At 46.1% G+C, this 13,866-nt stretch carries 15 protein-coding genes; 10 read left to right on the top strand and 5 right to left on the bottom strand.

All coding sequences use genetic code 11. From position 1 onward, the window contains the following. Positions 1-51 precede the first annotated feature (51 nt). Positions 52-1,095 (top strand): P1 family peptidase, encoded by a 1,044-nt coding sequence (locus OC538_RS13350; RefSeq protein ID WP_251695362.1) that lies wholly within the window; start codon positions 52-54, stop codon positions 1,093-1,095. Between the two features lie 232 nt (positions 1,096-1,327). On the opposite strand, the gene OC538_RS13345 is transcribed toward OC538_RS13350, so the two are convergent. Next, positions 1,328-1,855, bottom strand: a complete 528-nt coding sequence (locus tag OC538_RS13345) for a YceI family protein (protein WP_262176169.1) — start codon at positions 1,853-1,855, stop codon at positions 1,328-1,330. A 299-nt stretch (positions 1,856-2,154) separates the two neighbouring features. Between OC538_RS13345 and murB the strand changes: the two genes are divergently transcribed. Beyond that, positions 2,155-3,066 (top strand): UDP-N-acetylmuramate dehydrogenase, encoded by a 912-nt coding sequence (gene murB / locus OC538_RS13340; protein ID WP_262176167.1) that lies wholly within the window; start codon positions 2,155-2,157, stop codon positions 3,064-3,066. 58 nt (positions 3,067-3,124) lie between these two features. Here the strand turns inward: murB and OC538_RS13335 are convergent, their stop codons facing one another. Beyond that, positions 3,125-3,799 (bottom strand): histidine kinase, encoded by a 675-nt coding sequence (locus tag OC538_RS13335; RefSeq protein ID WP_251695365.1) that lies wholly within the window; start codon positions 3,797-3,799, stop codon positions 3,125-3,127. Between the two features lie 285 nt (positions 3,800-4,084). On the opposite strand from OC538_RS13335, the gene OC538_RS13330 reads away from it, so the two are divergent. Genes OC538_RS13330 through OC538_RS13300 form a run of 7 tightly spaced genes read left to right on the top strand, consistent with a single transcriptional unit; the run spans position 4,085 to position 9,875 of the window. Continuing rightward, on the top strand, positions 4,085-6,496 hold the full coding sequence (locus tag OC538_RS13330) for a Na+/H+ antiporter subunit A (protein WP_262176164.1): 2,412 nt from the start codon (positions 4,085-4,087) through the stop codon (positions 6,494-6,496). After that, on the top strand, positions 6,483-6,905 hold the full coding sequence (locus tag OC538_RS13325) for a Na(+)/H(+) antiporter subunit B (RefSeq protein ID WP_251695367.1): 423 nt from the start codon (positions 6,483-6,485) through the stop codon (positions 6,903-6,905). Before OC538_RS13330 ends, OC538_RS13325 begins: the two co-directional genes overlap by 14 nt. Positions 6,906-6,908: 3 nt before the next feature. Continuing rightward, positions 6,909-7,247, top strand: coding sequence for a Na(+)/H(+) antiporter subunit C (locus OC538_RS13320; RefSeq protein WP_251628135.1), 339 nt, complete (start codon positions 6,909-6,911; stop codon positions 7,245-7,247). Beyond that, positions 7,240-8,724 carry a Na+/H+ antiporter subunit D gene (locus OC538_RS13315; RefSeq protein ID WP_262176160.1) on the top strand — a complete coding sequence of 495 codons (1,485 nt, stop codon included), beginning with the start codon at positions 7,240-7,242 and terminating at the stop codon, positions 8,722-8,724. The genes OC538_RS13320 and OC538_RS13315 overlap by 8 nt, the downstream gene beginning before the upstream one ends. A 23-nt stretch (positions 8,725-8,747) precedes the next feature. Beyond that, positions 8,748-9,230, top strand: coding sequence for a Na+/H+ antiporter subunit E (locus OC538_RS13310; RefSeq protein ID WP_251699447.1), 483 nt, complete (start codon positions 8,748-8,750; stop codon positions 9,228-9,230). After that, on the top strand, positions 9,227-9,511 hold the full coding sequence (locus tag OC538_RS13305) for a Na(+)/H(+) antiporter subunit F1 (protein WP_251695370.1): 285 nt from the start codon (positions 9,227-9,229) through the stop codon (positions 9,509-9,511). The genes OC538_RS13310 and OC538_RS13305 overlap by 4 nt, the downstream gene beginning before the upstream one ends. Further along, complete coding sequence (locus tag OC538_RS13300) at positions 9,489-9,875, top strand: Na+/H+ antiporter subunit G (RefSeq protein WP_262176155.1); 387 nt, start codon at positions 9,489-9,491, stop codon at positions 9,873-9,875. The genes OC538_RS13305 and OC538_RS13300 overlap by 23 nt, the downstream gene beginning before the upstream one ends. Positions 9,876-9,945: 70 nt before the next feature. On the opposite strand, the gene OC538_RS13295 is transcribed toward OC538_RS13300, so the two are convergent. Next, positions 9,946-10,596 carry a DsbA family oxidoreductase gene (locus OC538_RS13295; RefSeq protein WP_251695372.1) on the bottom strand — a complete coding sequence of 217 codons (651 nt, stop codon included), beginning with the start codon at positions 10,594-10,596 and terminating at the stop codon, positions 9,946-9,948. 104 nt (positions 10,597-10,700) lie between these two features. On the opposite strand from OC538_RS13295, the gene OC538_RS13290 reads away from it, so the two are divergent. Then, positions 10,701-12,077, top strand: a complete 1,377-nt coding sequence (locus OC538_RS13290) for an FAD-dependent oxidoreductase (RefSeq protein WP_262176150.1) — start codon at positions 10,701-10,703, stop codon at positions 12,075-12,077. 223 nt (positions 12,078-12,300) lie between these two features. Here the strand turns inward: OC538_RS13290 and OC538_RS13285 are convergent, their stop codons facing one another. Next, positions 12,301-13,227, bottom strand: a complete 927-nt coding sequence (locus OC538_RS13285; protein WP_262176147.1) for a manganese-dependent inorganic pyrophosphatase — start codon at positions 13,225-13,227, stop codon at positions 12,301-12,303. A 37-nt stretch (positions 13,228-13,264) separates the two neighbouring features. After that, positions 13,265-13,708: an RrF2 family transcriptional regulator gene (locus OC538_RS13280; protein WP_262176144.1), complete on the bottom strand. Its 444-nt coding sequence runs from the start codon at positions 13,706-13,708 to the stop codon at positions 13,265-13,267. Positions 13,709-13,866: the final 158 nt, after the last annotated feature.

The raw sequence follows: 13,866 nt of genomic DNA, 5'->3' as shown, positions 1-13,866 counted from the left end.
GTAGAGTGAGGGACCACATCGGACCATCAAGTGAAACGGAGTGTGGAATAAATGTTAAAAGGAAAATGGAATGCTATTACGGACGTGCCAGGTGTGGCGGTCGGCCATGTAACGTTGAAAGAGGAGCCCGGCACAGATAGCGCCTGCACAGGAGTCACAGCCATCTTGCCCCATGAAGGAAATTGCTTCGAACAGAAAGTGCCCTCGGCGAGTTTCGTATTGAACGGTTTCGGCAAATCAGCCGGACTTCTCCAGGTGGAGGAACTTGGTGTCATCGAATCCCCCATCATGCTTACCAATACATTCAGCGTTGGCGCGGTGCTGGAAGGGACGTTGAGGCATATGCTCGAGGAGAATACCGCCATCGGGGATTCCACCAGTTCATTGAACATCGTAGTCGGCGAATGCAATGACAGCTATTTGAACGCGATGCGTTCGTTGAAGGTCCGGCCGGAGCATGCCATTGAAGCAATCCGCGAAGCGAGTGCCGGTTCGTTTGAACAAGGCGATGTCGGTGCAGGGAAAGGGATGATCTGCTTCGGTCGAAAAGGCGGGATTGGATCTTCTTCAAGGGTTGTCCCTCACGACGGGGATTCATTCACAGTCGGCGTGCTGACGTTGACGAATTTCGGCAATCCGGAAGAATGTCTGATTGATGAATGGCTTGCGCGGAATAAAATGCAAATGACGACAGCGCAAGACAACTTAAAGCCATCCAGCGAAATGCAAAGCGAAAAACCGGACGGCTCCGTTATGATCATCGTCGCAACGGATGCACCGGTGGACAGCCGGCAGTTGAAGCGACTTGCGAAACGCGCCTCCATCGGCCTCGGTCGTACCGGCTCCCATATCCATAACGGCAGCGGCGACATCATCATCGCCTTCTCGAACGCCTATACGATTCCGCATTCGAGCGGAAGCGGTGATACGGTGAGCTATACATTGCTGCGTGATGACGCCAAAGTGATGAACGAACTTTTCAAGGCAGTCATCGAGGCGACGGAGGAAGCGGTATATCAATCATTGATGCATGCAGAGACGACAACCGGAAGGCATGGACGGACTGTGGAACGATGGCCATTTGTTGAGGAGTGAGTGGGTGATAATTGAGTCCTTGGTGAAATAATGGAGACCTTGTGAGATTAATTGAGCCCTTGAGCAAATAATGGAGCCCTTGCGCGATTAATTGAGCCCTTGTTCAAATAAATGAGCCATTGCTAGAAAGAATGGACCCTGGTGAACATAGAATGGACCCTAGCATCGATTCACGGCAATAAAAAAACGGCACGCATGAGTTCATCTCATGCGTGCCGTTTGCTATATATAATTATTGAGCAGGGTTTGCTTGCAGGTCGATCGAGATCTTGATGTCGTCGCCTACGAGTACGCCGCCCGCTTCGAGTGCTTGGTTCCATGTGAGACCGAACTCTTTGCGGGAGATTTTCCCTTCGACTTCGAATGCAGCAACTTGAACGCCCCATGGGTTTGTTCCTGTGCCTCCGAATTCTGCTTCAAATGTAACTTTCTTCGTTACGTCCTTGATTGTCAGATCACCTGTCACTTCGTACTCATCATCGCCTGTTTTCACGATATCCGTAGAGACGAAAGTTAGTTGAGGAAATTGTTCTGTATCGAAAAAGTCGCCTGAACGAAGGTGATTGTCTCGGTCTTCGCTATTTGTATTAATGGAAGTTGCATCGATAGTGAAATTGATTTGTGCACCTGTCAAATCTTCAGGACTCCCCTCAATTGTCCCTTCGACTCCTGCAAAACTTCCTTTTACTTTTGAAACCATCATATGCTTTACTGAAAAACCTACACTTGTGTGTGACGCGTCCACTTTCCATGTTGCCATGTTACCATCCACCCTTCCCATTTTTTCGTTGCATTTCATTTCCCTATTCCGTATACCTGCAGTCATGAAAACATTCTCGCAAGCAAAAATATCTTCACTCCAAGATATATTCCAAATGATAACTCGAATATGTCTTGAAGTCAAGATAAATATTCCTTTAATTGCTATTCGGAATGCCTCGGTTATTATTTCTTGTCAAAACACCGGTTAGCTAGCATACTTATAAAAGTGAAGGCTTCTTTTGATTCAATTAAAAGAGAAGGTTTTCAGCGCATTAGAATTGAAGGGACTGGATGTTGATGTCGAAGCATCAGTGGTTAGAGGAACTACGCGGAATTATTAAAGATGGCATACTACGGATAGATGAACCATTAAACAAATATACAATGACAAAACTTGGCGGAGCTGCAGATATACTCGTCATTCCGGGGACTATCGAGGAAACGGAAGGGACGGTGCGGTATGCATATGAAAATGGAATTCCGCTTTTATTATTAGGCAATGGGTCGAATATGGTCGTGAGGGATGGCGGCGTGCGCGGCATCGTCCTTCATCTGTCGAAACTGGATGCAATTGAAGTGGATGGCAATAAGGTCCACGCAGAAGCAGGAGCACTCATTATCGACGTTTCAAGACGCGCTGCAGAGGAATCGTTGACAGGTCTTGAATTCGCATGTGGAATACCCGGCTCCATCGGTGGTGCGATGGCTATGAATGCAGGAGCCTACGGTGGGGAAATTAAAGATATTATTGTGCAGTGCACAGTTCTTACAAAGACTGGTGAACGCCTTGTTCTATCGAAGGAAGAGTTGGAGCTCGGCTATCGGAAAAGCATCATTACGTCTGAAGGGTATTATGTATTATCCGCTGATTTCGAACTGGCAGAGGGAGACAAGGAAACAATCGATGCAAAAGTCGCGGACTTGACGTTCCAACGTGAATCGAAGCAACCGCTCGAATATCCATCCGCGGGAAGTGTGTTCAAACGGCCGCCGGGTTATTTCGCAGGGAAATTGATCCAAGATTGCGGCCTGCAAGGAAGAGGCCATGGCGGAGCGGAAGTGTCGACGAAGCATGCGGGCTTCATTATTAATAAAAATAAAGCGACCGCTTCCGATTACATTAATACAATTAATATGGTAAAGGCGGAAGTGAAGAAGAAATTCGACGTTGACTTGGAGCTGGAAGTGAAGATTGTAGGAGAAGAATAAACAATAGTGGAAAACAAAAGCGGATGACCAGTAACCGGTCATCCGCTTATAATTAAGTTCACTGCTCGATTTTACAGACAAATTGAGTTGCTTCGGTAACTCTGTCATCTGTAATCTGCACTTGACACATTTTATTATTGTTCATGAATTTGAAGATCCCGTTATTGAAATCTGTTCCGATTTCCTTAAAGAAAATACCTTCGAAGCGCGCCTCTTTTGAAAGGGTGAAGCTAATTCGAAAGCCCTCCCCTTCTTCGACTAAATAAGCCCGCACTCCTTTTTCGAACATGCCTTCAATTTCATCTTTAATCGCACGATCAACGGAGACCACATGGAAATCAACAAATGTTATTTCGCGCAGCAACACGTTCATGAATGATCCTTTTGTGATCTCTTCCCATCTGCTCTGGGCAGTTTGACCGATAATGATCTGCGTAATATTATGTTTGTGAGCTACTTCTTTGATCGCCTTTGCAACCGGCCGTTTTTCATTATCCATAATGATGAAGTCTTCAACATCGAGCTCTTTGGCAAGTTCCTGCCATCTCTCGATATACTCGGATTTCTCGGCGTCAAATTCATCGAATGGCAATGGGTCAATCGTTAATATATATAGTGGACAATCGATGATGGATGCCATTTTATGTCCACGTCTAATGAGACGTTCGCCATTTGGACCGTAGTAGACACAAACAAGTATCGCTTCGTCCATACGACCTTTTACTTTGCCCATGACCGTAGTCACCTCTTACATTTATTTTCGTTCACTGTATCGCAATTTGTATTTACAATTGAAAACCACAATATTATACATAAAAGATGATTGGCTGACAAGATGTAAATGTCTCAAAGTGCGACGGAAATCCGTTTAGTGTATAATTCTATTTATGAACTTTTTCTAATGGTATCTGTAGCTACCTATTATGTCCCCAGTTCTGTCACGAGTCAAGCCTATCCCATCAATCAAGAAAAAATTTACATAAGACATCGAAATCCCTTTTTTCAGGAGGTTACCTGTTTGACAATTTCATTATCCATATTCATCCCTTTTATAGTTGCCATTTTCGTTCCCTTTCTCTATAAAAGGATACAAAGCCGGAAAATCGGTTGGTTTGTCTTGCTTGTTCCACTCTTACTTTTTGCAACGCTTGCAAGCTTTATCCCTCCTATTGCAAAAGGGGAAACGTATACACATACGTTCCGGTGGATTGAATCTGCCGGGATCCACTTTACAACTTATCTTGATGGCCTCAGTTTAATATTCGGCCTTCTCATTACGGGTGTCGGCAGTTTGGTCATCCTTTACTCCATCTATTATTTATCCGAACGGGAATCGTTAGGACGCTTTTACGTGTACCTTCTCCTGTTCATGGGCGCCATGCTCGGAGTCGTTTTTTCCGATAATCTTATGGTGTTGTACGTTTTTTGGGAATTGACGAGTATTTCTTCTTTCCTGCTGATCGCCTTCTGGTACCACCGGAAAAAATCAAGGTACGGCGCGCAAAAGTCCATGCTCATTACAGTATCCGGCGGAATTGCGATGCTTGCCGGATTCATTATGCTACATACTATGACAGGCACGTACAGTGTACGTGAGATAGTAGTCACGATTGGTCAGTATACGGACGAGCCTCTCTTTGTATTTGCCATGCTGCTCGTCTTACTCGGGGCATTTACGAAGTCCGCCCAGTTCCCGTTTCATATTTGGCTGCCGGATGCGATGGAAGCACCTACACCGGTCAGTGCTTATTTACACTCAGCTACGATGGTCAAGGCGGGCATCTATTTGGTAGCACGTTTCACTCCCATTTTCGGAGGTGAGATGACCTGGTTTTACATCGTTAGCAGCGTGGGGATCTTCACCTTGTTCTGGGGATCGTTCAACGCCGTAAAGCAAACGGATTTAAAGGCCTTGCTCGCTTATTCGACAATCAGTCAGCTCGGTTTGGTCATGAGTCTTTTCGGCCTCGGCTCTGCTGCGCTCAATGAAGGTCATAGTGCAAATTCAATCATTTACGCGCAAGCCACATTTGCTGCACTGTTCCATCTCATCAACCATTCCACCTTTAAAGGAGCCCTCTTCATGGTTGTCGGAATTCTCGACCATGAATTAGGGACGCGGGATGTCCGCAGATTAGGCGGGCTTATGGCTTTCATGCCAGTGACTTTCAGCATCGCTTTGATCGGCAGCTTTTCAATGGCCGGGTTGCCTCCGTTCAATGGATTTCTAAGTAAGGAAATGTTTTTTGAGTCATTAGTGAATGCACGTAATCTGGAGCTTTTTGATGTGGGCACGATGGGAACAATTTTCCTCATAGTTGCTTGGCTTGCGAGTGTCTTCACATTCGTGTACAGCATGATTATCGTATTCCAAACGTTTTTCGGGGAATTCCAACCTGAACGGATAGAGAAACCGTCGAGGGAAGCTCCTTTCGGAATGCTCCTTGCGCCTTCCATTTTGGCAATTCTGGTCATCGGGATCTTCTTCTTCCCGAATAGTATCGGAAACTACTTGCTGCGCCCTGCAATGGCTGCGGTCTACCCAACACTCGCGGGCGCTGAAGGTTTGACGCCGCAAATCGTTGCGTGGCACGGCTTCAATAGCCCTGCATTGTTGATGACAATCGGAGTCATCATTCTAGGTGCTGTCCTATACAAATTCTATCGTTACTGGAGAGGCATTTATACGATTGCCCCTATGACTTGGAACTTGGATGCAGCCTTCAATGCCAATTTGATCTTGCTGGAAAAAGCATCTCACTTCTTTACCCGCCTTTATATGAAAGGGTATTTGAAAGACTATCTCGTCTATATCTTCTCCTTCTTTATCGTAGTTGTTGGAGGGGCGATTGTTTATACGGGTTCCTATACGTTCGACTTCTCGAATGATGCACCGGTTACGGCAAACGAATATCTTATTGTGCTCGCCATGACGGTTGCTGGCCTTTCAATGCTATTCGCAAAATCCCGGATGACAGCGATTATTTTAAATGGTGTGCTCGGCTATTCCATCGCCTTCTTCTTCGTCGTCTTCCGGGCGCCTGATTTAGCATTGACCCAAGCCGTCGTTGAAACGGTAACAACCGCCCTGTTCCTCCTGTGCTTCTACTTTTTGCCGGATTGGAAGAAGGAGCGTTCGCCGATCGGAACAAAAGTGTTGAACGGGTTGATCGCCTTCGCTGCGGGAACGATTGTGACGGTTCTCGCCCTCACCGTTCAGGGGAATAAAATGTTTGAATCCATATCCGTTTACTTTGAAGATTCGTACCAACTTGCAGGCGGTAAAAATATTGTCAATACAATCTTAGGAGATTTCCGAGCGTTCGATACAATGTTGGAGGTCGTTGTGCTGTTCATTGCAGGAATTGGCGTGTTCACACTTATTAAGTTAAAAACGCGAAAGGAGGGGCAGGATTTTGAAGATCAATGATGTCATTTTGCAAACAGTAACGAAAATCGTCGTATTCATCATATTGACGTTCGGCGTTGAGCTGTTCTTGTCGGGGCATAACAATCCGGGCGGCGGTTTCATTGGCGGTCTTGTCCTCTCCTCCGCATTCGTTCTGCTTTATTTAGTTCATGATATTGATACGGTGCATAAAGGCATTCCGTTCGACTTCAAAAAAATTGCGGCATTAGGGGCATTTCTTGCCGTCGGTACTGGTATTGGTTCAGTCCTGTTCGGCAAGCATTTCCTTACACAGGCTGCCGGACATTTCAATTTACCCGTTTTCGGCGAGACGGAACTGTCGACAGTCCTCGTGTTCGAGGCGGGGGTGGCATTGACGGTTGTCGGTGTCGTCGTGACGATTATTTCAACCATTAGTGAGGATGTGTAGCAGATGGAAACGTTAATGACCATACTTGTTGGCTTTCTTGTAATGATCGCTGTCTATTTGCTGCTGTCCCGCAATTTGATTCGTGTGATTTTAGGGACAGCCGTCCTGTCTCACGCAGCTCATCTGCTCTTGATGACTATGGGAGGATTGAAGAAAGGCAGTGCACCGTTGCTAGGCGAGAATGCGGAAAGCTATACGGATGCTTTGCCACAGGCGCTAATCCTGACAGCAATCGTCATCAGCTTTGCCGTAACCGCATTTCTACTTGTACTTGCCTACCGTACATACAAAAAGACTGGAACGGATAACCTCCAGGAATTAAGGGGGTTCGAAGATGAATAACATAATCGCCATGCCGATGATCATCCCTTTGCTAACAGGGATCATCCTCGTTTTTTTACGCCATTACACGAAGACACAGCGTGTTCTCAGCATCCTGTCGAGCATTGCGACAGTGGCTGTCAGTTTAGTTATTCTATACCAAATTCAGCAGGAAGGGATATTACGGCTCGATTTCGGAGGCTGGATTCCTCCCTACGGCATTTTATTCGTTGCAGATTCATTTTCCATGCTGCTTGTCGTTACGACTTCTATCGTGACAGGAATCCTTCTTATCTATGCTTTTTCGTCCATTGGACAGCAGTTTGAGCATATGTTCTTTTATCCGTTCGTCTTCTTCCTTGTGGCGGGCGTCAACGGCTCATTCCTTACAGGGGACCTGTTCAATTTATTCGTCTGTTTCGAAGTGATGCTCCTCTCCTCTTACGTGCTCATTACGATGGGGGGCAGGAAGGTTCAGCTGATCGAATCAATCAAATACGTCACGATCAATGTCCTATCCTCATGGTTTTTCTTAATGGGGATCGCCTATTTATATGGAACAATCGGCACACTAAATATGGCCCATCTATCAGTCCGGATCGCAGAGGTGGGACAAGGCCCGCTGCTGACGGTAATCAGTCTTATCTTTTTAATTGTCTTCAGTTTGAAGGCGGGACTGCTCCTTTATTTCTGGCTGCCTGGATCATATAGTGCGCCCCCGACTGTGATAGCGGCCCTCTTCGGCGCATTGTTGACAAAGGTGGGGATGTACGCGTTGTTCCGCGTCTTCACCCTCATTTTTTATCACGAACCAATTATTACGCATACCGCGATCGGTGTGATGGCAATTCTTACAATGATCGGTGGAAGTGTCGGTGCACTTGCGTATAACGACATCCGCAAAATCGTTTCGTACAATGTCGTGATCGCGGTTGGTTTCATCTTGGCCGGGCTTGCAATTTCCTCAGAGATTGCTTTTCAAGGAGCAATTTACTATTTAATTCATGACATGATCGTCAAAGCGTTACTGTTCCTTCTAGCGGGAACGATGATCTATTTGACGGGTAAAACGAAGATCGAAGAGATGAGCGGTTTGATTCGGAACTATCCGGCACTCGGTTGGCTCTTCTTCATCACGATGCTATCGTTAGCGGGAATTCCACCGTTAAGCGGGTTCATCGGCAAGGTGTTCATCGGGCAAGGAGCAATCGAAACAGGCTCCTTTTTACTGTTGATTGTAGCCTTTTTATCCGGCATTTTCGTCCTCTATTCGCTGCTGCGCATCTTCCTGAATTGTTTTTGGGGAGAGACGATCATCAATGAAGACGACGACGTTCCACTGAAAAAAGGGATGCTCGTTCCATGCATCCTATTTGCGATTATGACAGTCGCTATCGGACTCGGCGTCGAAGGCCTTGCTCCGTATGTCAGTGATGCAGCGAGGACGCTTATGAATCCGGAAATCTATATCGAAGCTGTCTTACAAGGAAATCGTTAAGCGGAAAGTTGAGGTGAAGGCGAGTGCCAGCCCAGTTATTACTGAATCTGTTCATCGCTTTTTTATGGATGACATTGATGGATGAAGATGAATTGAAATTTACGACGTTCTTTGCCGGTTTCCTCGTTGGAATCGGAATCATCTTTTTCATGCACCGTTTTTTCGGCACACAATTCTATTTACGCCGGTTATTTTATTCAATTAAATTGCTTTTCATTTTCATATCGGAATTGACGCAGTCGAGCATCGTCGTATTGCGGCAGATTTTAAGCCCGACGTTGAAAATCAAGCCGGGCATCTTTAAATATGAAACTGTTTTGAAGAGTGATGTGGAAGTGACGATGCTGTCGCTTCTCCTCACCTTGACACCGGGGTCTGTCGTCATGGAAGTATCGCCTGAAGGCAATATGCTTTATATCCACGCGATGGACGTCGAGCAATCCAGGGATGGTTTGATTAAACAACTGAAAAACTTTGAAAAAGCGATTATGGAGGTGACACGATGATTGAAACGATGATGACGATATCACTCGTCCTTTTTTCCATCACCATCTCCATTGCCGTCCTCCGGATCATCCTCGGCCCATCCATGCCGGACCGGGTCATTGCACTTGATATGGTCGGGGTCAATTTGATAGCGATGATCGCTGTTGTTTCAATCATGTTGAAGACAAAAGCCTTCTTGGAGGTCATTTTGATTTTAGGGATTCTTTCATTCATCGGAACGATCGCCTTTTCGAAATCTATTGAAAGGGGTGTCATCGTTGAGCGTAAACGAGATCGGTGAATTCATAGGGGCTGTGCTAATTTTAACGGGTGGAATTGCGAGTGTCATTAGTGCCTTCGGGCTTATCCGATTGCCGGATATCTACACAAGATCACACGCTGCGACGAAGAGTTCCACTCTGGCAGTTTTGTTGACGCTATCGGGAACTTTCTTATATTTTTTATTCCGTGAGCAGTTTGTCAGTGTTCGGGTGCTTCTCGGTATTGTTTTTGTGTTTCTCACAGCACCGGTGGCAGGTCATTTGATTGTCCGTGCTGCGTACCGCTCGAAGGTGAAGCTCGCGGATATATCAACAGAAGATGAGTTGTACGAGGTTTTATATAAGAATGAAAGCAAAAATGACGGTTCTAGCGAAAAAAGCTAGAACCGTCGTTTTTTTATTGCTGAGTAAAAAAGTTGATTTCCGCTTCAGGCGGGCGCTTTCCGGGGCACTTTTAATTGGGTTGAATTCCTTCTTCGTCTGCAACTTTTTTCAATGCTTCCGCGAAGGCTTCGACTGGCTGTGCTCCTGAGATGGCGTATTTGCGGTTTATGACAAAGAATGGAACGCCTTTTACTCCGATTTGCCCTGCCTCTTCGATATCTCTTTTCACGTCATCGGCAAATTCATCGGATTGAAGGATCTGCTCTGCGCGTTCTTTCGAAATTCCCGCCTCTTCAGCAATGGCGAGCAACGTATCTTCGTTGTCGACTGCTTCCCCACTCACGAAGTGGCCTTGCAGCAGGCGCTCCGATACTGCGTCCCCCTTGCCTTCCGTTTCGGCGAGTTTGGCGAGTCGATGTGCGTTGAACGTGTTCGCCCCCTTCATGCTGTCGACATCAAAGTCGAGTCCGACTGTTTTCGCCTGAGCTGCAACATTGTCCAACATCTTTTTCGCTTCATCCAAGCTGATGCCGTATTTCTTCGACAAGTCTTCCGGCACCGGACTTCCCGCCCCTACAGGCGTGTTCGGATCCAATTGGTATGCTTTGAACACGACCTCGGCCTTGCCTTCTAAGTCCGTCGCTCTCAATGCTTCCTCCAATCTCCTTTTTCCAATGTAACAAAATGGGCAAACATAGTCTGACCAGATTTCTATTTTCATAAATTACGACCACCTTTCTTCTTTCATTTTAGATTCCAATCAAAATGGCAACAATGAATATGCCTGCTGCCATCGTTATCGAAGATTAATTGGAGGGCTATATCATGTACAATTCACTATGGCTAAAGACTGCTTACCCGCGGGATTCATACCCCACTTTGGATAAAGACCTATCATGTGATGTTTGCATTATTGGAGGAGGGTTGAGCGGAATTGCAAACGCCTATTTTCTAGCGAAAGAAGGAAAAGACGTCATCCTGCTTGAGAAAGATGAAATCCTCTGCGGGGCTACAGGCAATTCGACTGGAAAACTGACCGTGCAGCATGACGTCGTCTATGCAGACTTGATCAAGCAGTTCGGACGTGAAAATGCAAAGGTTTATTATGAAGTGAACCGGCAAGCTGTCCTGTTCGGACGAACTTTTGCAGAAGGGGACGAGTTACGGAATGCAGATTCCATCCTTTTTGCACAGTCCAAATATGGAACCGAACGGCTTCGGGATGAAAAAAAGGCGTATGACGACATCGGAATTATAGGGGAACTTAGCAGGAATAGCGAGCTTCCTTTGAAAACCGAACTGATGTTGACGGTGAAAGACGAAACACAGATCCATCCCGTACGGTTCGGGCAACATTTAGCAAAAATGGCCGTTCAAGCAGGAGCCCGCATATTCGAAAATTCGGATGTCCGGCTCATGGATTTGAAAAAACGGCTGCTTTATACAAATTCTGAAAACGAAGTTCGATTCAATGAACTTGTTCTATGCACCCATTATCCAATAGAGGCGCTGAGGGGATTGCAGATTCTGAAATTGATCGTCGGCCGTTCCTATATCGTTTCCGCCCCAGCGAATATGCCGTTAACCGGGCAGTATATTTCGGTCGACAATCCGAAGCGCTCGGTTAGGACTGCCTATATCGATGGAAAAACACATTTCCTCTTATCCGGCGAGGGGCATCAGGCCGGAATGGAAAAAGAGACGCAAGTGCATTATGAAACATTGTCCTCCGAATTAGGCGAAGTCTATCAGCTTGACGCGATGAAATATGGATGGTCTGCACAGGATCCGCAGACGCCTGACCTCATTCCATATGCAGGATGCATTTCGACGAGCATGCCATATGTCTATTTAAATACGGGGTTTAGGAAATGGGGACTTTCCAATTCGCTTGCCAGTGCGCGTATTATCAGCGACCAGATTGTCGGCCGGCAGAACAGGGCCGCTTCGCTCTATGCTCCCGACCGTACAGGCTTCGGCTCGTTCCTCGTTCAAGCTTTGAAGAATACGGGGCTTGTGCTGAAAGAATTCACTGGTGGCCATATTTCAAGGACCAACTCCCCTGTGTGCACTCATATGGGGTGCAGGACGCGATGGAATGAAGCCGACCAGACGTGGGATTGTCCATGCCATGGATCCCGTTTCCGGAGGGATGGCTCCGTCCTCGAAGGCCCTGCAACGAAGCCATTGGATTTGGGCTGATTGTGTTACTCAAACTTCATCGCTATTTCGATGAGTCAAAGGTCCCGAAATGACGATAACTCTTGAAAAGTGACCGATAACTCCGCTAAAGTGACCGATAACTACCGGGAAATGATCGATAACTCCCAGGAAATGATCGATATCCGCCGGGAAATGAACGATAAGTTTTCATCGCTCAAAATCAAAAAAGGTTGTGCCTCTAAAGGGCACAACCTTCATTATTTCATTTCAATGCTTCTGTTAAAACAGGTACAATTTGCTTCTTCCTGGAGACGACACCTTTGAAGGTAGCCGTATTGTTCGTCAAAGCGACGTTGAATGCAGCACAAGCGCGTTCAGCAGACTTGCCGAGCGCAATGACAGTCGAATCATTGTTCAGGATGTCCGTTACGACGAACAGGAACAAGTCCAACCCTTTTTCTTCGATGATGCTGTTCAAAAGAACTTCCACTTCAGCTTGGCGGCTCATGACATCATCTACTTCAATTGCGTTCACTTGCGCGATTTCAATTTTCGCATTGCCGATCGTGAATTCCTTTGCATCAAGCGAAACAAGTTCTTCAAGCGACTTTCCGCTCAAATCCGCGCCCGCCTTTAGCATTTCAAGACCATACACTTGCGCATCCACTTCTGCAATCACAGCCAATTCCTCAGCTGCTGCGCGATCCTCTTCCGTAAATGTCGGCGATTTGAACAGCAGTGAATCGGAAATGATCGCGGAAAGCATAAGTCCCGCAATGTCCTTTGGAATGTCGACGCCATTTTCCTTATATAGTTTCTTCAATATTGTTGCCGTGCAACCAACAGGTTCAGCGCGGTAATAGAGTGGATCTGCCGTCTGGAAATTGGCGATCCGGTGGTGATCGACAACTTCAATGACTTGTACATCATCCAGATCATCGACGCTTTGCTGCTTTTCATTATGGTCGACAAGGATGACTTGCTGGGCTTCCGGTGCCGCTTTTTCAATCAATCGCGGAGCTTCAAAACCGAATTGACTTAGCGCGTAAGCAGTTTCACCTGAAATGGAGCCAAGACGCACAGCTTCTGCATCCATTCCAAGCTGTTGTTTCAAATAAGCATAGCTGATCGCCGACGTAATTGAATCGGTGTCAGGGTTTTTATGTCCGAATACTAATACTTTCCCCATCGTAATCCTCCTACAGGTATATTCCTTTTTTATTCTATCATAAAGGGTCGCCTAACAAAATTGCTGCTAACTCTTCTTTATTCACTAAAAAATCGGCAATCGTGTACTTGTCCAACACCGCCAAATATGCGGCGAGTGCTTCATGCAATGCGCCCTTCAATCTGCATGCAGAAGAAAGGATGCACTGATTGCCATCCTCACGGAAACATTCGACAAGATAAAAATCATCCTCCGTTTTCCGCACGAGCTCCCCAACAATTATTTCTTCTGGCCTTACGTTCAGACGAATACCGCCGCCTCGTCCTCGCACGGTTGCGATAAGCCCCATCTTCCCTAATTCGTGGACGACCTTTGTCAAATGGTTTTTCGATATATTGTACCGATCCGATATCTCCTGTATTGTCGACAACTTCCCGGTCTCCTTTGTACCTAAATACATTAACACCCGCAGGGAATAATCTGTATATAATGTTAACCGCATAATTTCACATCCATTCACCAACCTATTATAACGATTATGACAGTATCGTGAAAGAAATGTGTCGAAAATTTTACATCAACAGTAAAGATGTATTATGCATATATCTTTAAACAAACTAATCGTTTATAGTGGAATTAACAAAACAAGAAAGGTTGTGC

Origin of the sequence: Saccharococcus sp. Marseille-Q5394 (genome assembly GCF_946901335.1) — a bacterium.
Taxonomy (GTDB): domain Bacteria; phylum Bacillota; class Bacilli; order Bacillales_A; family Planococcaceae; genus Sporosarcina; species Sporosarcina luteola_C.
This window is presented reverse-complemented; position numbering and strand designations above follow the sequence as displayed.